Consider the following 21,275-nt stretch of genomic DNA (forward strand, 5'->3'; position numbering starts at 1 on the left):
CGGTCAGGTGACGCGGGGGTAGGCGTCGTAGGACCCCCATCGCTGCTCGGTGGGGACGAAGAAGAGCCCTCCGGCGACGATGTAGCTGTTGTACGCCGGCGGGGTCATGGACGCGTACGGGACACCGGGGCGGCTCACCACCTTGTGGGACCGCAGATCGACGACCACGGCCTGGTCCTCGCAGAGCAGATACAACCGCTGCCCGGTGACCACCGGTGCCACCGCGTTGGCGCCGCACTGTATGCCGGTCGGGGTTTCCCACAGGCGGCGGCCGTCAAGGGCGAGGGCTCTGAGGACGGTGCCGCCGGCACTGGTGACCGAGGGCGTGGCGAACAGACCTTGTGCTGTCGCGGTGACCGGGGCCGTGGTGACGTTCCGGAGCACCGTGCCCGTCGTGCTCCGGAAGTCCTGGACGAGGAGACTCCTCGGCTCGCCGTCCCGCTCGGGAAGGTGGCAGAAGTACGTCAGGCGCTCGGCGTACGCCTCCCACTCCGTGTCCGTGTCCGTCTCCAAGACGGTCAGGTCCCGTCCGGAACACTGAGCGGAGAGCGGGGTCTCGGCCTCGGTGACGCCGCTCACGGTATCCAGGGCCGTCACTCGGTACCCGGCGGACCTGCCTTTGCCGAGGGACCGGAGGACGTGCAGCTGGCCGTGGGCGACGCGTATCGTCGGCAGCACTCCTCCTTCCGTGACCACCGGCTGTTGCCAGGCGAGGCGGCCGCGCGCGACATCCGCGGCCACGACCGTGCCGGACTTGGTGGCGCCGTAGACGCGGCGGCTGTCCGCGGTGAGGCCGCGCACCGCCTCCCCCACGGGAAGGGACCACTTCACGGTGCCGGTCATCGCGTCGAACCCGCGCAGGCCGTCCGCCACGGTCACGACCATGGTGTCGCCGACCACGGCCGGCGGCTGGTCGCCGACGACATCGGTCGGTACGGACCACACCTCGGTCCCGCTCCCGCCGTCGAGGCGCACCACGCGTTGGCGAACGCCGTCCCCCGATGCGGAGGTGCACAGCAGGGACCGGACCTCGTACACGCAGGGACCGATGCCCCCGCCGGACACCCAGGGCAGCCATGTGGAGGGCTGTCGCCAGGGGCCGTCCCCGTACGAAGAGGAGCCATTGGGGTTGCCGCCCAGTACGGGGCGGTACACCTCTGAGGCGCTGACGGCGGTGGCGTCGGTGAGTCCCGGTCGGTTCGCGGCGACCGGATCGATGCCGGCGCCGCCTCGACCCGGGTCGCGGAACGTGAAATACGAGCCCGCGCCGGCGAGCACCGCGAGCGCGACGGCAGACGCGAGGATCACGCGCCGGGTCGGACGGAGACGACGGGCGTGTCGGGTCTCCGGATCCGCCGCCGAGGGCACGGCGGGGCGCCGCCCCCAGTCCGCCACCGGGGCCTTCCTGAAGGCATCGAGCAACCCGGCGGGGTCCGGCCGTTCCCCCGGCTCCTTCGCCAGGCACCACTGGATGATCTCCCGTACCGTGCTGGAGAGTTCCGCCACCTCCGGCGGCTCGTGGACCACGTTGTACGCCGTCATGAACGGGCTGCCCGCGTCGAACGGGCCCCGGCCCGTCGTCGCGTAGACCAGGACCGCGCCCAGTGAGAACACGTCCGACGCCGGAGTCACCCGGTGCGGGGCGGAGAGCTGTTCCGGGGACATGAACGGGGGCGTGCCCAGGATGCGGCCCGTGACCGTCAGCGTCTGGTGGTCGGCCGCCCGGGAGATGCCGAAGTCGATGACCCGGGGACCGTCCTCCGTCAGGAGGACGTTGTCGGGCTTGAGGTCGCGGTGGATCACCCGCACCTGGTGCATGTCCCGGAGCGCCTCCACCAGGCCCACCGCCAGGAGCCGTAACTCCGCTCCGGACAGCGGCCCTTCGGACTCGACCCGGGATCGGAGCGTCCGCCCGGGGACGTACGTCGTCGCCATCCACGGCCGCGCCGCGTCGGGATCCGCGTCCACCACCGGCGCGGTGAAGGCACCGCTGACCCGGCGGGCCGCCCGGACCTCCTGGCGGAAGCGGGTGCGGAACTCCGCGTCCGCGGCGAACTGTTCGTGCACCACCTTCAGCGCCACCGGACGCCCCGAATCGATCTGTGCCAGGAAGACCGTGCCCATGCCTCCCGCGCCCAGCCGGTCGAGGAGAGCGTAACCACCGATCTCCCGTGGATCGTTGTCCCGCAGCGCCACGTTCCCCGCCCCCCCGTTCCGTGTGCGGGAGAGCGTACCGGGTCAGCCGCCGAGCGCCCTGGCCAGGTAAGGAGCCGTCCGGCTCGCGGGTGCGGCGGCCACCTCGGCCGGCGGCCCCGCGGCCACCACCCGGCCGCCCTCGTCGCCGCCGCCCGGGCCCAGGTCGAGCACCCAGTCGGCGGTCGCGACGACGTCCATGTCGTGCTCGACGACGACCACGGAGTGGCCCGCGTCCACCAGACCGTGCAACTGGCGCATCAGGACCTCGACATCGGCCGGGTGCAGACCCGTCGTCGGCTCGTCCAGCACGTACAGCGTGGGGGAGCGGTGCGGCCGCTGGAGCTCGGAGGCGAGTTTGACGCGCTGCGCCTCGCCGCCGGACAGCTCCGTGGCCGGCTGCCCGAGCCGCAGATAGCCGAGGCCCACGTCGAGCAGGGTGCGCAGACTCCGGGCCGCGGCGGGGGTGTCCTCGAAGAACTCCGCCGCGGACTCGACGGTGAGGTCGAGGACTTCGGCGATGGTCAGGCCACGGAGCCGCACCTGGAGCGTCTCGGGGTTGTAGCGGGCGCCGTGGCAGTGGGGACACGGGGCGTACGTGCTCGGCAGGAAGAGGAGCTCCACCGACACGAAGCCCTCGCCCTGGCAGGTTTCGCAGCGCCCTCCGGAGACGTTGAAGGAGAAGCGCCCCGCCTTGTAGCCACGCGCCTTCGCCTCCTCGGTCTCCGTGAACAGCTTCCGCACGACGTCGAACAAGCCTGTGTACGTGGCGAGGTTGGAACGCGGTGTCCTGCCGATGGGCCGTTGGTCGACCGTCACCATCCGTCCCACCCCGGAGAGTTCCTCGGTGAGCGCGCCGACGAGGGTCGACTTCCCCGAGCCCGAGACGCCCGTGACGGCGGTGAGGACGCCGACCGGGAAGGCCGCGTCCACCGCCCGCAGATTGTGCCTGGTCACCGGCCCCGTACGCAGCCAACCCGCCGGTGCGCGTACGGTCCGCGCGGGCGCCGGGTCCCGGTCGAAGAGGAAGCGCCGGGTCGCGGACGCCTCGACGGCGGCCAGCTCCTCCGGCGGTCCGCTGTGCAGGACGCGCCCGCCGTGCACCCCGGCGCGCGGCCCGACGTCCACGAGCCAGTCGGCGTGGCGCACGACGTCGAGGTGGTGCTCGACGACGAAGACCGAGTTCCCCGCGGCCTTCAGCCGGTCGAGGACCACGAGGAGCGCCTCGGTGTCGGCCGGGTGCAGACCGGCGGACGGCTCGTCGAGGACGTACACGACACCGAAGAGACCCGAGCGCAGCTGGGTGGCGAGCCGCAGCCGCTGGAGCTCGCCGTTGGAGAGGGTGGGGGTGGCGCGGTCCAGGCTGAGGTAGCCGAGGCCGAGTTCGGTGACGGTGGAGATCCGGGCGACGAGGTCCTCGGTGAGCACGCGGGCCGTCTCGGCGCCCTCCGCCGGCGGCGTCGCCGCGAGGAGGCCGGCGAGGACCGTCAGCGGCAGCGCGGCCAGCTCGGCGATCGTCCGTCCCGCGAAGGTGACCGCGAGCGCCTCCGGGCGCAGCCGGCTGCCCTCGCACACCGGGCAGGGCGCACTGGTCAGGAAACGCTCCGCCTTCGCCCGCAGCGTCGTGCTCTTCGAGTCCGCGTAGGTGTGCAGGACGTACCGTCGCGCACTCATGTACGTGCCCTGGTAGGGCCGTTGGATGCGCCCCGCGTCCCGTACCGGATGCACCGTGACCACCGGCTGCTCGTCGGTGAAGAGGATCCACTCCCGGTCCTTCGCGTCCAGCTCGCGCCACGGCCGGTCGACGTCGTAGCCGAGGGTGTCCAGGACGTCCCGCAGGTTCTTCCCCTGCCAGGCTCCGGGCCAGGCCGCGATGGCCCCCTGACGGATCGACAGATCGCGGTCAGGGACGAGGAGCTTCTCGCTCGTCTCGTGGATCCGCCCGATGCCGTGGCACGAAGGGCACGCGCCCGCCGCCGTGTTGGGGGAGAAGGCGTCGGAGTCCAGCCGCCGCGCCCCCTCCGGATAGCGCCCGGCCCGTGAGAACAGCATCCGCAGGGAGTTGGAGAGCGTGGTCACCGTACCGACGGAGGAGCGGGCGTTCGGCGAGGACCTCCGCTGCTCCAGGGAGACCGCCGGCGGCAGCCCGGTGATCTCGCCCACCGCGGGTGCCCCCACCTGGTGGATCAGCCGCCGCGCGTACGGCGCGACCGACTCGAAGTAGCGCCGCTGCGCCTCCGCGTAGATCGTCCCGAAGGCGAGGGACGACTTGCCGGAGCCGGAGACCCCGGTGAAGGCGACGAGTGCGTCGCGGGGGATGTCGACGTCGACCCCGGCGAGGTTGTGCTCGCGGGCGCCGCGGACACGGACGTACGGATCGTGGGGGTTGTCGTGCATGGGTCGATATTAGCTACTGCTCCCTGTTTGCCCCGGTCGGGCCCCGGCCGGGGTGGCAGCGACGGGCGGCGGGGTGAGCCCGACGGCGCGGGCCAGCCCGCGGTACGAGTCGCTGAGCGCCGCCCGGTCGTACGTGCTCGTCGTCACCAGCACCTCCTGGGCGCCCGTCTCCTTCACCGCCCGCTCCAGGGCGTCGGCCACCTGCTCCTCCGTGCCGTGCACATGGCCGCGCAGCCCCGCCTCGTAGAAGCCGCGCTGCTTCTCCGTCATCGTCGGCGTCAGCCCCTCGATCCGCTCGGGCGACGCGAGCGGCGGGAACTCGCCCCGGGTGCGGGAGTACGCGAGAGACCAGGCCTCCGGCATCAGCAGCCGCCGGGCCTCCTCCTCGCTCGCGGCCACCACGACCGTCCCGGCCATGACCACGTACGGCTCCTCGGCCCACGGGGAAGGGCGGAAGGCGGAGCGGTACGCGTCGACGGCGGCGAGCACCCGGTCCCGGCCCCGCAGGTCACCGATGACCAGCGGCAGGCCGGCCGCCGCCGCGATCCCCGCGCCCTCACCCGTCGCGAGGACGAAGGGCGGCACCCGCAGACCCTCGGCGGGCCGGGCGTGCACCTGCGGATGAGCCGTCTGCGCGCCGGTGAACCAGCCGAGGAGCTCGGTCAGCTGCTCCCCGAACCGCTCGGCGTCGTCCTTGTCGCGGCCGAGCGCCCGCCGGATGCCGTCCGTGAAGCCGACCGAGCGGCCGACGCCCATGTCGATCCGGCCGGGGAAGAGGGACTCCAGTACGCCGAACTGCTCGGCCACGACGAGCGGCTGGTGATTGGGCAGCATCACCCCGCCCGTGCCGACCCGTACGGTCGAGGTCGAGGCGGCCACGGCGGCGGCGAGCACCGTCGGGGCGGAGCCGGCGACCCCCGGCACGCTGTGGTGCTCCGACACCCAGAAGCGGTGGTAGCCGAGGGCCTCCGCCTCCCGGGCGAGCCGCACGGTGTCGCGCAGGGCCTGCGGGGCGTCCTCGCCCTGCCGGGTGCGGGAGCGGTCGAGGACGGAGAATCGGATGCCGTCGAGGAAGGTGCTCACCTACGGTCCAACGTCCGGGGCGCGGAGGGATTCCCGCGCCGGAGGTACGGGGGAGTGCCCCGGCTCCTACGCTGGGCCCGTGACACGCGACAACCGGCCGCTGGCCGTCTTCGACCTGGACAACACCCTCTCCGCGACCGCCCACCGCCAGCACTTCCTGGAGGGGCGGCCCCGCGACTGGGACGGATTCTTCGCGGCGGCGCCCGACGATCCCCCGCTGGAGGAGGGCGTCACGCTGTGCCGGAAGGCTGCCGAGGAGTGCGAGGTGGTCTACCTGACCGGGCGGCCGGAGCGGTGCCGCCGGGCGACCGTGGCCTGGCTGGCGGCGCAGGGCCTGCCGGAGGGGCGGATCCACATGCGGAGCAACCGCGACTTCCGGCCGGCCCGGGTGACCAAGGTGGAGGTCCTGCGACGGCTGGCCGCCGACCGCGAGGTCCGGATGCTCGTCGACGACGACGTGCTGGTGTGCGACGCGGCGGAGGCGGCCGGGTTCCGCGTCGTGCGCGCCGGGTGGGCGGTCCTGTCGGAGGAGCTGACGGACGCCCAGGAGAAGGAGGGCAGGACCTGATCCCGGACCGGATCCCGGGCCGGAGCCCTACCTGATGGCGGCGTGGTCCCGGGCCGGAGCCCGGCTTCGGCCCCGGCCCCGGTCTCTGCCCCGGTCCTGGTTCCGGCCGCCCTCGGTCAGGTCTCGTCCTCCAGGCGGAAACCGACCTTCAGCCCGACCTGGTAGTGCTCGATCGCGCCGTCGACGATATGACCGCGGACCTGGGTGACCTCGAACCAGTCGAGGCCCCTCAGTGTCTGCGAGGCGCGCTTGATGCCGTTGCGGATGGCTTCGTCGACGCCCTCGGTGGAGGTCCCGACGATCTCGGTGACGCGGTAGGTGTGATTCGACATGGGGGCCGAACTCCTCTCGGTGCGTCCCTCCACCGTGCCCCAGGGTCCGGCGGCGCGCGACAGGACGGACTCCGTACGAAGTGCGGTCGATTACCGAGGGTAAGGGTCCGGGGCGGCTGTCCGGCGACTGTCCGACGGCTGAAACGAGATGGTCAAGGACTTGACCACTTCGTTGGTCCAGACCAGAATCCAGGCCACATACCCGCGCGAACACCCCGTTCGTCCCCCCACGTCGGGTCAGCCCCCAATGCCGCACGAACCTGTGCAGAACCGCAGAAGGTGACCTACGTGAAGAACCGCCATCTCGCCTGCCCCTTGGCAGCCGCCACCGCGCTCGCCCTCGCCGGGTGCGGGATGCTGCCGGGCGGGGGCCAGACGAAGACCGTGAACATCTGGCTCATGCGGGACAGCGCCGGCGAGGACTTCCTCACGCGCTTCACGGAGGCCTACGAGCAGGAGCACGACGGCGTCGAGCTCAAGGTCACCATCCAGGACTGGACCGGCATCGGGAAGAAGGTCACCGAGGCCATCCAGGGCGGCGGCGGCCCCGACGTCATCGAGGTCGGCAACACCCAGGTCGCCCAGTACGCCGACACCGAGAAGCTCTACGACCTCACCCTGGAGTCCGTCCGCGACCTCGGCAGCGAGGACTGGCTGCCCGGTCTCGCCCAGCCGGGCAGCATCGGCGGATCCCAGTACGGCATTCCCTGGTACGCGGCCAACCGCATCGTGATCTACAACAAGGACCTCTTCCGGGACGCCGGGATCGACAAGCCGCCGGCCACCCGCGCCGAATGGCTCGCCGACACCGAGAAGCTCAACCGCGGCGGCTCCCAGGGCATCTACCTCGCCGGCCAGGACTGGTACACGCTCTCCGGCTTCATCTGGGACGAGGGCGGCGAGCTCGCCGTCGACAAGGGCGGCGAGTGGACCGGCGCCCTCGACACCCCGGCGGCCCTGCGCGGCATGGCCTTCTACAAGGAGCTCCAGTCCCTCGGGAGCGGCCCGAAGGACGCCGACGAGCAGAATCCGCCGCAGGCCGACGTCTTCGCCAAGGGCGACGTCGCCCAGCTCATCGCCACGACCGGCTCCGTCGCCCCGATCCTCAAGGCGAACCCGGAGCTCAAGGACAAGCTGGGCTACTTCGCGATACCCGGCAAGAAGGCCGGCCGGCCCTGCGCCGTCTTCACCGGCGGCTCCGACCTCATCATCCCGGAGAACGCCCCGGAGCGCGCCGCCGCCCTCGATGTCGTCAAGGCGCTCGCCGGCGAGAAGTGGCAGACCGAACTCGCCCGCACCATGGGGTACGTCCCCAACAAGAAGGGCCTCGCCTCCGTCGTCTCGGGGCAGGAGGCCACCGCCGTCATGGCGGCCGCCGCCGCCCGCGGCCGGGCCACCCCCAACTCCCCGCAGTGGGCGAACGTCGAGGGGGACAACCCCATCAAGCCGTACATGACGGCCGTCCTGCAGGGCGAGGACCCGGCGCAGGCCGCCAGGAAGGCCTCGGCCGAGATCACGGACACGCTCGCCGAATAGCATTCAGCGTTCGCACATCCGCGAGCCCCCGGACGGTCATGTCGAATCCAGCCGGTGACGGAAGAAGTAAGGAGCAGGGCCACCGCTCACGCGGTCCGGCCCCGCCCCTTCCCCTTCCGTCCGCCGGAGGAGCCCGACATGACCGCACCGTCGCCCACGCTCGCCGTCCCCGCCGCGACCCAGGCCTTCCCCGCCGGGACCCCCACCGTCTCCGCCGCGATCCAGGCCGTCTCCCCCGCGATCCAGGCCGTCCCCGCCCAGCCGCAGGCCCGTGCCGAGCAGCCCACGCCCCGGTACGTCGTCGGTCTCGCCCGTGACCAGGAGGACGTACGCGCCGCCCAGCGGCTGCGCCACCAGGTCTTCGCCGGCGAGCTGGGCGCCCGGCTCGACGGCCCCGAGCCCGGTCTCGACTCCGACGCCTTCGACGCCTACTGCGACCACCTCCTCGTCCGGGAGGAGACCACCGGCGAGATCGTCGGCACCTACCGCCTGCTGCCGCCCGAGCGGGCGGCCGTCGCGGGGCGGCTCTACTCCGAGAGCGAGTTCGACCTCACCCGGCTCGCCCCCGTCCGGCACGACCTCGTGGAGGTCGGCCGCTCCTGCGTCCACCCCGCCCACCGCAACGGCGCCGTCATCTCCCTCATCTGGGCCGGCCTCGCCCGCTACATGACCCGGACCGGCCACAACTGGCTCGCCGGCTGCTGCTCGGTCCCCCTCGCCGACGGCGGCACGCTCGCCGCCACCACCTGGGACACCGTCAGGGCCAAGCACCTCGCCCCCGAGGAGTACTGGGTCACCCCGCACCGCCTGTGGAGCCCCGAAGGCATCGCCCGTCCCGAAGGGCGCACCGAACTCCCGCCGCTGCTCCGCGGCTACCTCAGGCTCGGTGCCTGGGTGTGCGGCGCCCCCGCCCACGACCCCGACTTCGGCGTCGCCGACCTCTACGTCCTGCTCTCGCTGCGCCGCACCAACCCGCGCTACCTCAAGCACTTCCTCTCGCTCGCCCCGGCCCGGTGAACGGGACCACGGCACCCTCGCCGTGGCTCCCCACGGCGCCCTGCACCCCCGGCCGCTGCGCCGCCCATCCGGATTCCGGCACCGACCACGCGGCCCCCGCGGCCGGCGCCGCCCTGGCCGCGGTGCGCCTGGCCGCCGGAATCGGCACCGTCCTCCTCGGCATCCTGCTCGCCCCGGCCGCCGGACTCCTGCGGCCTCCGGTCCGGGCGGCCCTCGTCCGCTTCTGGGTACGGGCGGTGGTCCGGGCCTTCGGCGTACGCGTCCGGTTCGAGGGGACCGCCGTACCGGCCGCCGGTCCGCTCCTCGTCGTCGCCAACCACGTCTCCTGGCTGGACATCCCACTCCTCGCGGCCGTCCTGCCCGGCCGGATGGTCGCCAAGGCGGAGGTCCGCCACTGGCCGGTCCTCGGCACGATCGCCGCGCTCGGCGGGACCCTCTTCATCGACCGGGACCGGCTGCGGGCCCTGCCCGGCAGCGTGAGCGCGATGGCCGGGGTCCTCGCGGCCGGCGGCCGGGTGGTCGTCTTCCCCGAGGGCTCGACCTGGTGCGGACGCGCGGGGGGCCGCTTCCGGCCGGCCGCGTTCCAGGCGGCGCTGGACAGCGGCGCCGACGTCCAGCCCGTACGGATCGACTACCGGCCCACCGGCGCCGCCGCGTACGTCGGGGACGACCCGCTGGGTGCCTCCCTGTGGCGGATCGTCACCACCCGCCGGCTCACCGCCGAGGTCCGCACGCTCACCCCGATATCCGGTACACGGTTCCCGGACCGAAGGTCTCTGGCAGCCGCGGCCCAGCGGGCCGTCGCCCCTCAGCAGGCTGTGGCCCCTCAGCGGGCCGTCGCTCCCCAGCGCGCCGTCTTCCCTCAGCGGGCCGTCGCCAACGACAGCGCGAACCTGCCCTTCTCATCGGTCCACCACCGGGACAGGTCGAGACCCGCCTCCGCCAGTTCCTCCCGTACGCCCGCCTGACGGAACTTCGCCGACACCTCGGTCCGTACCTCCTCGCCCGCCGCGAAGGGCACCACGAGGTCCAGGTCCGGGATCTTCACCGTGAGCGGGTACCGGGCGCGCAGCCGCATCTCGATCCACTCGCGCTCGTGGTCCCAGACCGCGACGTGGTCGAAGGCGTCCGGATCCGCGTCGGCGCCCAGCTCCCGGTCGATCACCGACAGCACGTTCTTGTTGAACGCCGCCGTCACCCCGGCCGCGTCGTCGTAGGCGGCCACGAGCGTCGCCTCGTCCTTCACCAGGTCCGTACCGAGCAGCAGGGCGTCGCCCGGGGTGAGCATCGCCCGGACCGAGCTCAGGAACGTCCGCCGCTCGGAAGGGAGCAGATTGCCGATCGTCCCCCCGAGGAACGCCACCAGACGCGGACCGGGCGTCCCCGGCAGCGCGAGCCCCCGGGTGAAGTCGGCGACCAGCGCGTGCACCCTCAGCTCGGGTCGCTCCGCGAGCAGCGACTCGGCCGCCCCGGTCAGCGCGGTCTCGCTCACGTCCACGGGCACGTAGCTGTCGAGACCGGGAAGGAGCGCGTCGATCAGGAACCGGGTCTTCTCGGAGGAACCCGAACCCAGCTCGACCAGGGTCCGGGCCCCGGTGGCGGCGGCGATCTCCGGCGCCCGCGCGATCAGGATCTCCCGCTCCGCCCGGGTCGGGTAGTACTCGGGCAGCCGGGTGATCTCCTCGAAGAGCTCGCTGCCCCGGGCGTCGTAGAACCACTTCGGCGGCAGCGCCTTGGGGGAGCGGGTCAGCCCGTGGAGGACGTCGGTGCGCAGATCGGCGCCGGCGGCGTCCGGGGCGAGGGTGCGGGTCAGCTGGAACGGGCTCACGCGGAGGGCTCCTTGAGCGGGGAGAGGGTGACATCGCTGCGGCCGGCGGTCACGAGCGTGTGCTCGGGCACTTCCCGCCACAGCGGATCGTCGTCGTACGGTTCGGAGGCCACGACCACGCGGTCGGGGCCCGTCAGGTACCAGAGGCTGTTCCCCCAGGTCGTCGCCGTGACGGTGGTGCCGTCGGTGAGCAGCAGGTTCAGCCGCGAGCCGGGGGCCGCGGCGGCGGCCTCCCGCACGGTGTCGGCGAGGGCGGTCGCCGGCGCGTCCCCGGCCCGCAGCCGGTGCAGCACGAGCGCCCACAGCAGCGCCGAGTCGGTACGCGCCTCCAACCGCAGCAGCTCGTCGGCGGACAGCGTCCCGGCCGCGTCGGCCAGGGAACCGGGCCAGCCCGTGACGGCGCCGTTGTGGCTGAACAGCCAGGGCCCCGCGGCGAACGGAGCCGCCGCGGCCTCCCCGTCGGCGCCGGGCAGCGTGGCACCCCGTACCGCCCCGAGCAGGGCCCGGGAGCGGACCACCCGGGCGAGGTCCGCGAAGGAGAGGTCGCCCCAGATGGGCGTCGCCCGCCGGTACCGCGCGGGCACCGGATCGCCCTCGGCGTACCAGCCCACCCCGAAGCCGTCGGCGTTCACCACACCGCTGCTCTGCGTACGCGGATCCCAGGACTGGCGCAGCAGGGCGTGCTCCGGCCCGACCAGCAGCTCTCCCAGAGCCACCGGCTCACCCACGTAGGCGATATGACGGCACATCAGTCGAGCTCCGCGGTCCGCGCCGTCCGGAAGCCGGAGAAGATCTGGCGCCGCACCGGCAGGTCCCAGTTGCGGAAGGTGCCCCGGCAGGCCACCCGGTCGACCGCGAACGAGCCGCCGCGCAGCACCTTGTGCTCCGGCCCGAAGAAGACCTCCGAGTACTCCTTGTAGGGGAAGGCGGTGAAGCCCGGGTACGGCAGGAAGTCGCTCGCCGTCCACTCCCACACGTCGCCGATCAACTGCCGGACCCCGAGCGGCGAGGCGCCCTCCGGGTAGCTGCCCGACGCCGCCGGGCGCAGGTGCCGCTGGCCGAGGTTCGCGTGCTCCGGACCCGGATCGGCGTCCCCCCACGGGTAGCGGCGCGAGCGCCCGGTGGCCGGGTCGTACCGGGCGGCCTTCTCCCACTCGGCCTCGGTGGGGAGCCTGCGCCCCGCCCAGCGCGCGTAGGCGTCCGCCTCGTACCAGCTCACGTGCAGCACGGGCTCGTCCTCGGGCACCGGCTCCGTCACCCCGAAGCGGCGGCGCAGCCACTGCCCGCCGTCCCGGCGCCAGAAGAGCGGCGCCGCGATGCCGTGCTCGCGGATCTGGGCCCAGCCCTCGGGCCGCCACCAGCGCCGGTCCGTGTAACCGCCGTCCGCCATGAAGGCCAGATAGGCGCCGTTCGTGACGGGGGCGGTGTCGACGAAGAAGGCCGGAACGATCCGGGCGTGGGCCGGCCGTTCGTTGTCGAGGGCCCACGGCTCGTCCGAGGTGCCCATGGTGAACGGCCCGCCGGGGACGAGCACTTCGGGCGGCAGCGGACCGGACCGCACGGCCGGCGGCGGGGGAGCGGTCAGCGCCGCGGGGCCCCGGCGCAGCTGATGGGTGATCAGCATGGTCTCGTCGTGCTGCTGTTCGTGCTGGGCGATCATCCCGAAGGCGAAACCGTCGTCGAGCAGCGGCCGACCCTCCAGCGGGGTGCTCTCCAGCACGTCGAGCACCCGGAGGCGTACGTCGGCCGCGTAGGCGCGGGCCTCGCCCGGCGCGAGCAGCGGCAGCGACGGGCGGCTGGCGCGCGGATGCTCGAAGGCGTCGTATATGGAGTCGATCTCCGGGCGCAGCGCGTCCCGCCCCGCGACGGCCCGCCACAGCCACTGCTCCTCCTGGTTGCCGATGTGCGCCAGGTCCCAGACCAGCGGCGACATCAAGGGCGAGTGCTGGGCGGTGAGTTCACCGTCCTTGACGCAGGAGGTGAGCAGGGCGGTGCGCTCCCGGGCGACGGTCAGGGCGTCCACGGCCCGCCCGCGCAGCGCCTCCGGATCGGCCTCCCTCGCGGTTCCGGTCATGACGTCACCACCTGAAGCTCGTCGGCCGGGCAGCTCCCGGGGATCACGTACCGCTCCTGGAAGGCGGCGACCGCCTGCCGCACCTCCCCGCTCGCCCCGATCCGGGGCAGCGCCTCAAGGGCCGCCGAGAAGACCGTGCGGGCGGCGGCGTGCAGTTCCGGATCGGCGAGGCCGTCCCGCGCCGCCGAGAGCCACAGCGGATTGCGCGGTGCCTGCGCCGAACCGGCCTGCTCAGCAAGGGGCTTCACCGCCCGGTACACGGTCTCCGCAGCCGCCGCGTCCTCGAACACCGCCGTCGTCACGGCCACCGGCACCATCCAGCCGTCCAGGCCCGGTTGCGCGTCGATCATGCGCAGCTCCAGATGGCCGCGCGGCCGTACCGGCGGGAAGAGCGTCGTCAGGTGGTAGCGCAGATCGTCCAGGTCGGCGGGGCGGGGGAGGCCGGTGCGCAGCCACTCGCGGAAGGTCAGCCCCTCCGGCACGTCCCACGGTCCCTCGTCGGCCCGTACGCACAGCACCGGGGTGTCCAGGACGTGCGCGGCCCACTCCTCGCGCGGTCTCCCGTCCGGTCGGGGCGCGAGGGCCCGCCGGGGGTCGAGATCCGTCCACAGCGCCTGCCGCGTCGAGCGCCAGCCGGTCCGGCGTCCGCCGTGCAGCGGGGAGTTGGCGAAGACGGCCACGAGGACCGCGCCGAGGAGATGGGCGAGCTGCCAGCGCCGGTGGTAGCCGAGCGGCCCCGGCTCGTCGAGCCCCGCGTCGAGACAGACCTGCACCGATGCCGATTCGCACATCATCGCCCGGCCGGAGGGCCCCGTGCGGTCGAGGGCGATCTCCATGGCGTCGTACCGCGGCTCGCGGAGCACCCGGCCGCGCGGCGCGTGCCAGGGGTCCACCCCGTATCCGCTGAGGGTGAGCCCGAGGGGGCCGAGCGCCTCCCGCACCGCGCGCAGATCGGCGGCGAGCGAGTCGAGGCACTCCATGAGGGAGCCGGCCGGACGCGAACTGAGCTCCAGCTGCCCGCCCGGTTCGAAGGTCAGGGCGGACACCAGCGGCAGGGACCGTACGGTGTCGAGCGCCGCGGCGAGCCTCGGCGGACGTACGGGCACGCGGGGGTCACGCAGGTCGTGGACGAGCCATTCCAGCTCCGCCCCCACCGTGCGGGGCGGACCGGTCTTGAAGCAGATACATCGCAGCAGGTCCTCCGCCTCCGCCTCGGTGAGTGGGGGGCCGCCACGCAGTGTGCCGCTCTCTGGCATCCGTGCACCTCCTGATCGGCCGGACGGGCCCTCGGGGAGTGGTCCCGGAGAGCCGCTGCTTCCACCTAAAGCCACCGCCGACCGGCGTGCAAGAGCGCCCCTGAGGAGCCGCACGCGCCCCCTGTGCCCCCGTCCGTCCGAAACTCCCCCGCCCGGCGGGCGCTCCCGCGCCCGCCGGAAACCCCGGAAAATCCCGTTGTCCACGGCGGGACGAAACGATCATGCTGGCGTCCATGAGTGCACGACTGCGCGAGATCGCTCGGCGGACCGAGGAGATCGTGGCCGCGGGTGAGTACCGGGCCCCCGACGGCCGGACCGTCTCCCTCGCCGAGGACCTGACCGCCGCCCTGGCCGGAACCCGCCTCCACGGACCCGACCCGGTCCCCGTCACACCCGACACCGACCGCACCCCCACCCTCGCCGTCACCGGGGAGAGCAGCCTCGCCGCCGCCCGCCGGATGACCTCGGCCGACCCGGCCCGCCCGGTCGCCGTCCTGAACTTCGCCTCCGCCCGCAACCCCGGCGGCGGCTACCTCAACGGCGCCCAGGCCCAGGAGGAGGCGCTCTGCCGAGCCTCGGCCCTCCACGCCACGCTGCTGCGCGCCCCCGACTACTACGCCTGCCATCGTGCGGAAAGGGACGCCTTCTACACCGACCGGGTCATCCACTCGCCCCGGGTCCCGGTCTTCCGCGACGAGCGCGGCGCGCTGCTCGCCGAGCCGTTCACGGTCGGCTTCCTCACCTCGCCAGCGCCCAACGCGGGCGTCGTCCGGCGCCGCACCCCCGAGCTCGCCGACCGGTTGCCCGCCGCCCTGGCCGCCCGCGCCGAACGGGTCCTGGAGACGGCGGCAGCGGCCGGCTACCGGCGGCTCGTGCTCGGAGCCTGGGGCTGCGGGGTCTTCCAGAACGACCCGGCGGAGGTCGCGGGCGCCTTCAAGGCGCTGCTCACGGGGGACGGACGGTTCGCCGGCCACTTCGAGGAGATCGTCTTCGCCGTCCTCGACCGCTCCTCCGGTACGCCGACGCTCGCCGCCTTCGCCCGGGTCTTCGACAGACCTGTCTGACATGCGGCTTTCGTTCCTCCGTGCGAGGCTGAGGGGATACGGACCACCGTCCGAAACCCGTCACGGGAGGCACGATCGTGGGCAAGAAACAGACCCGGACCAACCGAGGCGCCCGTACCGGCGGCCACGAGCAACGCACCGAGGCGGCCGCGAAGGAGAAGAGCGCGGCGACACCCACGAGAGAGCCACAGATGCCCGTCGTGGAGCACTCGGCCCATCGCAAGGAACGGAAGTTCGGCCACAACTGAGGCCACTCAGGCCACTGAGCCCGCACGCTCGGGCCACTGAGCCCTGTCGGGCCACTGAGCCCGCACGCTCGGGCCACGGCCTTGTCGGCCCACTGAGCCTGCAAGCTCGGCCCACTGAGCCCGCTCGGGCCGGTGAGCCACTCAGGCCAGGCAAGGCCAGGCCACCGGGGCCCCTGACACCCTGACACCCTGACGCCCCGAGGCCAGGGGATCGCACGGACGGGCCCGGCGCCGTGAAGGCGCCGGGCCCGTGCGCTGACCGACCGCCCGCGGTTACTCCGCGTCGCCGACCGTGATCTCCACGCTCTCCACTCTCTCTGCGCTCTCCACGCGCTCCTCCGACCGGGCCGGCGGAACGCCCAGCCGCTCCTGCGCCCCCGGGTTCATGGTGGAGAGCAGCTGCCGGGCCAGACCGAGACCGGTCCCGCCCATGGTGAGCGCCTTGGCGAACACGTCCGCCATCCCGTCGGCGCCGTTGAGCAGCACCATCTGGTCCACGTTCCCGAAGGCCGACGCGCCGGCCGAGACGATCTCCGGCCACTTCTCGGCCAGCTGCTGGGCGACGACGGCCTCCTGGTTCTCGGCGAGCGCCGCCGCACGTGCCTTGATCGCCTCGGCCTCCGCCAGACCCTTCGCCCGGGTCGCCTCGGCGACCGCGAGCCCCTTCGCGTGCTGCGCCGCCGCCTCCGCCTCGCCGGTGAGCCGGGTCGCCGTCGCCTTGGCCGCGCTCGCCAGCTCGGTCTCCTTCGCGTCGGCCTCGGCCGCCGAGATCCGGGCGTCACGCTCGGCCGCGGCCAGCGTCCGGGTCTCGTAGGCCATGGCGTCGGCCGGCTTGCGGACCTCCGCCTGGAGCTGCTGCTCCTTGCGGTGGCCCTCCAGCTCGGCCACCCGGGTCTCCTGGACCACGACCTCCTGGCGCGAGGCCGCGTCGGCGAGCGGGCCGGCCTGTCGGGCCTTGGCCGAGGCCTGGTCCCGCTCGGCCTGGTAGCCGGCCTGGAGGATCTCGCTGTCGCGGGTCGCCTCCGACATGCGTGCCGCGGCCATCTGCTCGGCCTCGGTCGCCCGCCGGTTCGCCTCCGCCTGGGCGATCCGCGCGTCCCGCTGGACGGCGGCCGCGTGCGGGGCGGCCAGGTTCTTGATGTACCCGGTCGGGTCCTCGATCTCGTGGATCTGCAGCGAGTCGACGATCAGGCCGAGCTTCTCCATCTCCGTGCCACAGGCCGAACGGGCCTGCCCGGTCAGCTTCTCCCGGTCACGGATCATGTCCTCCACGGTCAACCCGCCGACGATGGCGCGGAGATGACCGGCGAAGACGATGTGCACCCGCTCCGACATCAGCTTCTGCTGGTCGAGGAAGCGGCGGGCGGCGTTGGCGATCGACACGAAGTCGTCGCCGACCTTGAAGATCACCACACCGCGGACCTTGAGCGGAATGCCCTGGTGGGTGACGCACTCGACGGACAGCTGGGTCTCGTTGAGGTCGAGAGAGAGCTTGCGCACCGCCTGGACGCCGGGCATCACCAGGGTGCCGCGACCGGTGACGATCCGGAACCCCATCCCCGCGCCGAGGCCCTCGTTCTTGTGGTTGGAACCGGAGATGATCAGCGCCTCGTTGGGTTCCGCGACGCGCCACATCATTTTGAAGACGATGACGAGAAGGACGAAGGCGCCGACGACGACGCCCGCCAGAATGCCGATTCCCATGGGCAGTTCCCCCTTCACCGGAGCCGTGCGGACCCGGTGAAGGGAGTGTGCGCCCGTGACGGGCGCCACTCAACGGTTCGGTCAACTGTCGTACGCGGCTGTGACATAGACGGTGCGTGGAGGGAGATGTTCCATGACCATCACGACCGTCCCGGTCTCGATCCGTTCCTTCGGCGAGGCCGGGTAGGCGAGGAAGTGCTCGGCGCCGCCCCGGATCCGGACGATCACCTCGCCGACGAGACCGGGCCCGACCGTGCCGGTCACCCGGCCGAGCAGTCCCACCATCGAGGAGTCCATCGACGCGTCGTCCATGGGTGAACGGTACGTCAGATCCAGTCGTCCAGCGCGGACATGAACCCTTCGAAGTCGTCCCGGTGGATGGTGTGTCCGGCGCCCGCGACGGTACGGAGGGTGAAGCCGCGCCCCTCCAGCATCCTGGCGTCGTCGGCGGAGATCAGCAGGCTGGGGTCGGCGAGCGTGACGAGGGAGGGGACGGCGGGCCGTACCGGCCACATGTCCGTGCCGGTGACGTCGACCAGACCGTACGCCGAGCGCTCGTCCCAGACGCGTACCGCCTCCATCTCGGTGTCGAGGTCCTCGTCCGACCAGCGCGGGTTGAACCCCTTCACGAGGCCCCGGGTGAGGGACTTTCCCCGGACGAAGAGCTCGGGCACGTATCCGTCGGGGCCGCGCCGCAGGTGCCAGGCCGGGTCGGAGTACACCGCGCGAGCGGGCGCGAGGCGCTCCACGGCCCGGACCAGGGCGAGCCCGCCGAGGGAGTGCCCGACGGCCAACTCGGCGCCCGCCGGGAGGGTTTCGACGAGATCGTCGGCGTAGTCCTGCGGCCGGTACTCCTCCGGACCCGCGGCCCGCCCGCTCACCCCGTGCCCCCGCAGGTCCACGGCGATCACCCGGTAGCCCCGTGACGCGAGGGCCGGTCCGACCCGCCGCCAGGTGCGGTGGTCGGCCATGAGGCCGTGGACGAGCAGGGCGATCCGGTCACCGGATCCCCACGTGGTGGTGTGCAGGCGCACGGTGCTGCCTCTCTGACTCTCTGACGGCTATGGGGGTGTCCCGCGGATCAGGGGCATCGGCAGGCCCTGATCCGCCGGACACCCCCGGGCGGGGGCCGACCGGTCGGTCAGCGCACGCTGCGGATGGGGCGCACGGCCAGCGCGCCGAGCACCGACAGTACGGCGCCGAGCACGAACAGGGCGGTGTATCCGCCACTCAGCGAGACGACGAGCGAGGCCACGAACGGGGCGACGATCTGCGGGCCCGCGTTGGCGACGTTGAGGACGCCCATGTCCCGGGCCGCGTCCTCGGCCTTGGGCAGGACCATGGTCACCAGGGCGGTGTCGACGGCCATGTAGCAGCCGAAGCCGAGACCGTTGACGATCGAGAAGGCGAGCATCGCGGTCCAGCTGGTGGAGACGGCCGGGATGACGAGGGCGACGGCGGCGAGCGCGGCGGAGGCGCCCACGAAGAGCTTGCGCCGGTCGTATCGGTCGGACAGCCAGCCGCCGAGCACGGTGGAGATCACCATGGCGACCGCGTTGAGCGGCATGAGGATGGCCACGGCCTCCTCGGGGGCGAGCCCGGCGGGCAGCTCGGTGTGGTCCTTGAGGATGTACAGCTGGAATCCGGCCACCGCGAAGTAGCCGAGGATCAACAGGGCCCGGCCGATGAACGCCCAGCGGAAGTCGTGGTCCTTGAGGGCGCTGCCGAACGCGGCGATCTGCCGCCTGACCGGCAGCGGGGCCTTCGGGGGCATGCGCTCCTCGCGGGCGCAGGCGCTGAACAGCACGGCCGTGCCGGCGACGATCGCGCCGAAGACGAGGTAGCCGGTGCGGTAGTCGTCGGAGAAGGCGGCGCCGACGAGGGCGCCGATCGTCGAGCCGATGGGCAGCCCGAGGCCGACGGCGGCCGAGGCCTTGCCGCGCGAGGCCGTCGGGACCCGGTCGGGCACCACGGAGGTGATGGCCGCCTGGTAGATGTTCATGACGGCCTGGCCGAGGCACCAGGCGATCGTGACCAGCAGGATCGTGTCGACGCTGCCGAGGAGCAGCATCACCGGGAGGGCGAGCAGGCCGCCGGCCAGGATCCACGGGTTGCGCCGCCCCGAGCGGTCCGAGAGGGCACCCGCGACCGGGTTGAAGACGGTCGCGAAGATCGCCGATATGCCGGAGACGAGGCCGAAGTTCGCGACCTTGTTCGCCGGGTCGATGGACTCGATCTGGAGCGCGAGGAGCATGCCGGGCACGCCGATGTACAGGGCGTACATCGCCGTGTTTCCGGCGAGCAGCAGGGGCAGCAGGCCCCGCGTCGGCCGGCCTGCCGCGGGGGAGTCGGGGCCGGCCGTACCGGCGCAGGGACCGGCGGTGCCGGTGCCGGAGCCGGTTCCGGGGGAGGAAAGGGCCACTTTGCCCTCCTGGGGAGATCGCCCGATGAGGGGGCGAGGAGCGGATTCAACGATAGAGTTACACGTGTCAGTGACGCGTGTGAGCACTGTGTAGCACTCGAATCCGGCCATCCGCCAGACCCCGTGCCGGATTGTTCTGGAAAGATGCCGGAGCGATGAGCCAGTCAACCGAACAGTCCCCCGAGCGCCCCACCGGGCGTGCGGTCCCCACCAGTGCCGATGTCGCGCGCCTCGCCGGCGTCTCCCGGGCCACCGTCTCGTACGTGCTGAACAACACCTCGGCCGTCCGCATCAGCGAGCCCACCCGCCGCCGGGTGCGCGAGGCGGCCGAGGAGCTGGGATACGTGCCCCACGCGGCGGCCCGCAGCCTGCGCGCAGGCCACAGCAGAATGGTGCTGCTGCCGAGCGCCCACATCCCCGTGGGTCCGCTCTACAGCCAGTTCTTCAGCGACCTCCAGTGGGAGCTGCGGCGCCTCGACTACACGGTGGTGCAGTACGGCAGCGTCGGACTGAAGTCCGACGAGGCGGCCCGCGCCTGGGCCGAGCTGCGGCCGGTCGCCGTGGTCTCGCTCGGCGAGGTCGAGCTCACGGAACAGGCGGTCGAGCTCCTCAAGCGGTCCGGCGCCCGCGCCGTGATCACCCTCGGCACCCAGCAGGTCGAGGGCACCCACTCCCTGGTCATGGACCAGGGGCGGGTCGGCGAGGTCGCCACCGCCCACCTGGTCGAGAGCGGCCGGCGCCGGATCGGCGTCGTCGTGCCCGAGGAGCCGGGCCTCGGGATGTTCTCGCAGCCCCGCCTCGACGGCGCCCGGCGCGCGGCCGAGGGCACCGGCGCCACCGTCGTCCCCCTGCCCCTGCGGTACGAGGAGGCCTCGGCGGAGGCGCTCGCCGGGCGGTGGCGCGAGCTGGGGCTCGACGCCGTGTTCGCCTACAACGACGAGTACGCGATGCTCCTGATGCGGGCGCTCCAGGACGCCGGGATCTCCGTACCCGGTGAGACCGCCGTCGTCGGCGCCGACGACCTGCTCCTCGGCCGGCTGCTGCGGCCGCGGCTGAGCACCGTCCACATCGACATGGTCCTCGGCCGGGAACTGGCCGAACTGGTCGACCGCGCCGTGCGGGACGAGGCCGTCCCGCCCCGGTCCCGCCCCCTGCTGGACTCGCGGGTCGTCCGGCGGGAGTCCAGCTGAACGCTTAGCGTCGGTGCATGAGCACAGTTCCGAAGCGCTTCGAGATCATGCTGGTGTCCGAGCACGTCGAGGACCGCGGCGACGCGTCCGTGGAGGACAGCGCCGTCCGCACGGCCGTCGTCTCGGCCACGGGACGGCACGGCTCCTCCGGTTACCCGATCTACGAGGGACACGGCATCGTGGCCGACATCGACCCCGAGACGCGGACGGTCGAGGCCCTGCTCGTCGACGGCCGTGAACTCGACTACGGACTCACGGCCCTCGTCCGCCCGGCGCCGCGCGGCTGACCTGGCACTCTCCCCTCCGGCCCGGCCGGAAGAGGCCCGTTGACACGGTGCCGCGTCGGGCCCAGACTCGGCGCGC

General features: G+C 73.0%; 20 protein-coding genes. 8 read left to right on the forward strand and 12 right to left on the reverse strand.

Annotation, left to right across the window (positions count from 1 at the left end):
- Positions 1 to 3: 3 nt before the first annotated feature.
- Genes OG361_RS35460 through OG361_RS35470 form a run of 3 tightly spaced genes read right to left on the reverse strand, consistent with a single transcriptional unit; the run spans position 4 to position 5,673 of the window.
- The gene (locus OG361_RS35460) at positions 4 to 2,196 is read right to left on the reverse strand and encodes a protein kinase domain-containing protein (protein WP_405860191.1); all 2,193 of its coding nucleotides are present in this window, start codon (positions 2,194 to 2,196) and stop codon (positions 4 to 6) included.
- Positions 2,197 to 2,238: 42 nt separating this feature from the next.
- Entirely contained in the window at positions 2,239 to 4,590 is a 2,352-nt protein-coding gene (locus OG361_RS35465) for an ATP-binding cassette domain-containing protein (protein WP_405860193.1), read from the reverse strand.
- Between the two features lie 9 nt (positions 4,591 to 4,599).
- A complete protein-coding gene (locus OG361_RS35470; RefSeq protein ID WP_405860194.1) occupies positions 4,600 to 5,673 on the reverse strand; it encodes an LLM class flavin-dependent oxidoreductase in 1,074 nt (357 codons plus the stop codon).
- A gap of 79 nt (positions 5,674 to 5,752) precedes the next feature.
- On the opposite strand from OG361_RS35470, the gene OG361_RS35475 reads away from it, so the two are divergent.
- The gene (locus OG361_RS35475) at positions 5,753 to 6,241 is read left to right on the forward strand and encodes a hypothetical protein (RefSeq protein WP_405860196.1); all 489 of its coding nucleotides are present in this window, start codon (positions 5,753 to 5,755) and stop codon (positions 6,239 to 6,241) included.
- Positions 6,242 to 6,357: 116 nt separating this feature from the next.
- On the opposite strand, the gene OG361_RS35480 is transcribed toward OG361_RS35475, so the two are convergent.
- Positions 6,358 to 6,573, reverse strand: coding sequence for a dodecin (locus tag OG361_RS35480; RefSeq protein WP_384575853.1), 216 nt, complete (start codon positions 6,571 to 6,573; stop codon positions 6,358 to 6,360).
- 288 nt (positions 6,574 to 6,861) lie between these two features.
- Here OG361_RS35480 and OG361_RS35485 point away from each other — a divergent pair, with 288 nt between their 5' ends.
- The 3 genes from OG361_RS35485 to OG361_RS35495 all read left to right on the forward strand — a co-directional run bounded on the left by OG361_RS35485 (position 6,862) and on the right by OG361_RS35495 (position 10,094).
- Positions 6,862 to 8,109, forward strand: coding sequence for an extracellular solute-binding protein (locus OG361_RS35485; protein WP_405860198.1), 1,248 nt, complete (start codon positions 6,862 to 6,864; stop codon positions 8,107 to 8,109).
- A 138-nt stretch (positions 8,110 to 8,247) separates the two neighbouring features.
- A complete protein-coding gene (locus tag OG361_RS35490; protein WP_405860200.1) occupies positions 8,248 to 9,126 on the forward strand; it encodes a GNAT family N-acetyltransferase in 879 nt (292 codons plus the stop codon).
- Complete coding sequence (locus OG361_RS35495; protein ID WP_405860202.1) at positions 9,123 to 10,094, forward strand: lysophospholipid acyltransferase family protein; 972 nt, start codon at positions 9,123 to 9,125, stop codon at positions 10,092 to 10,094. Before OG361_RS35490 ends, OG361_RS35495 begins: the two co-directional genes overlap by 4 nt.
- Here the strand turns inward: OG361_RS35495 and egtD are convergent.
- The 4 genes from egtD to egtA are packed head-to-tail and all read right to left on the reverse strand — an operon-like array spanning position 9,989 to position 14,284.
- The gene (egtD, locus tag OG361_RS35500; protein ID WP_405860204.1) at positions 9,989 to 10,954 is read right to left on the reverse strand and encodes an L-histidine N(alpha)-methyltransferase; all 966 of its coding nucleotides are present in this window, start codon (positions 10,952 to 10,954) and stop codon (positions 9,989 to 9,991) included. The two genes, OG361_RS35495 and egtD, sit on opposite strands and share 106 nt — an antisense overlap.
- Positions 10,951 to 11,703, reverse strand: a complete 753-nt coding sequence (gene egtC, locus OG361_RS35505; protein ID WP_405860206.1) for an ergothioneine biosynthesis protein EgtC — start codon at positions 11,701 to 11,703, stop codon at positions 10,951 to 10,953. Before egtC ends, egtD begins: the two co-directional genes overlap by 4 nt.
- Positions 11,703 to 13,028: an ergothioneine biosynthesis protein EgtB gene (gene egtB / locus OG361_RS35510; RefSeq protein ID WP_405860208.1), complete on the reverse strand. Its 1,326-nt coding sequence runs from the start codon at positions 13,026 to 13,028 to the stop codon at positions 11,703 to 11,705. The genes egtC and egtB overlap by 1 nt, the downstream gene beginning before the upstream one ends.
- Complete coding sequence (gene egtA / locus OG361_RS35515; RefSeq protein WP_405860210.1) at positions 13,025 to 14,284, reverse strand: ergothioneine biosynthesis glutamate--cysteine ligase EgtA; 1,260 nt, start codon at positions 14,282 to 14,284, stop codon at positions 13,025 to 13,027. The genes egtB and egtA overlap by 4 nt, the downstream gene beginning before the upstream one ends.
- Before the next feature lie 233 nt (positions 14,285 to 14,517).
- Here egtA and OG361_RS35520 point away from each other — a divergent pair, with 233 nt between their 5' ends.
- Entirely contained in the window at positions 14,518 to 15,348 is an 831-nt protein-coding gene (locus OG361_RS35520; RefSeq protein ID WP_405860212.1) for a TIGR02452 family protein, read from the forward strand.
- A 77-nt stretch (positions 15,349 to 15,425) separates the two neighbouring features.
- Positions 15,426 to 15,596, forward strand: coding sequence for a hypothetical protein (locus OG361_RS35525; protein ID WP_405860214.1), 171 nt, complete (start codon positions 15,426 to 15,428; stop codon positions 15,594 to 15,596).
- Between the two features lie 273 nt (positions 15,597 to 15,869).
- Here OG361_RS35525 and OG361_RS35530 read toward each other — a convergent pair whose 3' ends face one another.
- The 4 genes from OG361_RS35530 to OG361_RS35545 form a co-directional block, all read right to left on the reverse strand.
- The gene (locus OG361_RS35530) at positions 15,870 to 17,300 is read right to left on the reverse strand and encodes a flotillin family protein (protein WP_405860216.1); all 1,431 of its coding nucleotides are present in this window, start codon (positions 17,298 to 17,300) and stop codon (positions 15,870 to 15,872) included.
- Positions 17,301 to 17,381: 81 nt separating this feature from the next.
- Positions 17,382 to 17,612 carry a hypothetical protein gene (locus OG361_RS35535; protein WP_267047192.1) on the reverse strand — a complete coding sequence of 77 codons (231 nt, stop codon included), beginning with the start codon at positions 17,610 to 17,612 and terminating at the stop codon, positions 17,382 to 17,384.
- Between the two features lie 14 nt (positions 17,613 to 17,626).
- Positions 17,627 to 18,334 carry an alpha/beta fold hydrolase gene (locus OG361_RS35540; RefSeq protein ID WP_405860218.1) on the reverse strand — a complete coding sequence of 236 codons (708 nt, stop codon included), beginning with the start codon at positions 18,332 to 18,334 and terminating at the stop codon, positions 17,627 to 17,629.
- Between the two features lie 107 nt (positions 18,335 to 18,441).
- Entirely contained in the window at positions 18,442 to 19,722 is a 1,281-nt protein-coding gene (locus OG361_RS35545) for an MFS transporter (RefSeq protein ID WP_405860220.1), read from the reverse strand.
- A gap of 155 nt (positions 19,723 to 19,877) precedes the next feature.
- Between OG361_RS35545 and OG361_RS35550 the strand changes: the two genes are divergently transcribed.
- The gene (locus OG361_RS35550; protein ID WP_405860222.1) at positions 19,878 to 20,912 is read left to right on the forward strand and encodes a LacI family DNA-binding transcriptional regulator; all 1,035 of its coding nucleotides are present in this window, start codon (positions 19,878 to 19,880) and stop codon (positions 20,910 to 20,912) included.
- Between the two features lie 17 nt (positions 20,913 to 20,929).
- Complete coding sequence (locus OG361_RS35555; protein ID WP_405860224.1) at positions 20,930 to 21,199, forward strand: hypothetical protein; 270 nt, start codon at positions 20,930 to 20,932, stop codon at positions 21,197 to 21,199.
- The last annotated feature ends 76 nt before the right edge of the window (positions 21,200 to 21,275 follow it).

It is taken from the genome of Streptomyces sp. NBC_00090 (assembly GCF_045160815.1).
Taxonomy (GTDB): Bacteria; Actinomycetota; Actinomycetes; order Streptomycetales; family Streptomycetaceae; genus Streptomyces.

Bases quoted from the DNA above. Each gene is read 5' to 3' on its own strand.
- egtA (WP_405860210.1), bottom strand. From the start codon at position 14,284: ATGCCAGAGAGCGGCACACTGCGTGGCGGCCCCCCACTCACCGAGGCG.
- OG361_RS35555 (WP_405860224.1), top strand. From the start codon at position 20,930: ATGAGCACAGTTCCGAAGCGCTTCGAGATCATGCTGGTGTCCGAGCAC.
- OG361_RS35465 (WP_405860193.1), bottom strand. From the start codon at position 4,590: ATGCACGACAACCCCCACGATCCGTACGTCCGTGTCCGCGGCGCCCGC.
- OG361_RS35480 (WP_384575853.1), bottom strand. From the start codon at position 6,573: ATGTCGAATCACACCTACCGCGTCACCGAGATCGTCGGGACCTCCACC.
- egtC (WP_405860206.1), bottom strand. From the start codon at position 11,703: ATGTGCCGTCATATCGCCTACGTGGGTGAGCCGGTGGCTCTGGGAGAG.
- OG361_RS35550 (WP_405860222.1), top strand. From the start codon at position 19,878: ATGAGCCAGTCAACCGAACAGTCCCCCGAGCGCCCCACCGGGCGTGCG.
- OG361_RS35490 (WP_405860200.1), top strand. From the start codon at position 8,248: ATGACCGCACCGTCGCCCACGCTCGCCGTCCCCGCCGCGACCCAGGCC.
- egtB (WP_405860208.1), bottom strand. From the start codon at position 13,028: ATGACCGGAACCGCGAGGGAGGCCGATCCGGAGGCGCTGCGCGGGCGG.
- OG361_RS35535 (WP_267047192.1), bottom strand. From the start codon at position 17,612: ATGGACGACGCGTCGATGGACTCCTCGATGGTGGGACTGCTCGGCCGG.
- OG361_RS35520 (WP_405860212.1), top strand. From the start codon at position 14,518: ATGAGTGCACGACTGCGCGAGATCGCTCGGCGGACCGAGGAGATCGTG.
- OG361_RS35530 (WP_405860216.1), bottom strand. From the start codon at position 17,300: ATGGGAATCGGCATTCTGGCGGGCGTCGTCGTCGGCGCCTTCGTCCTT.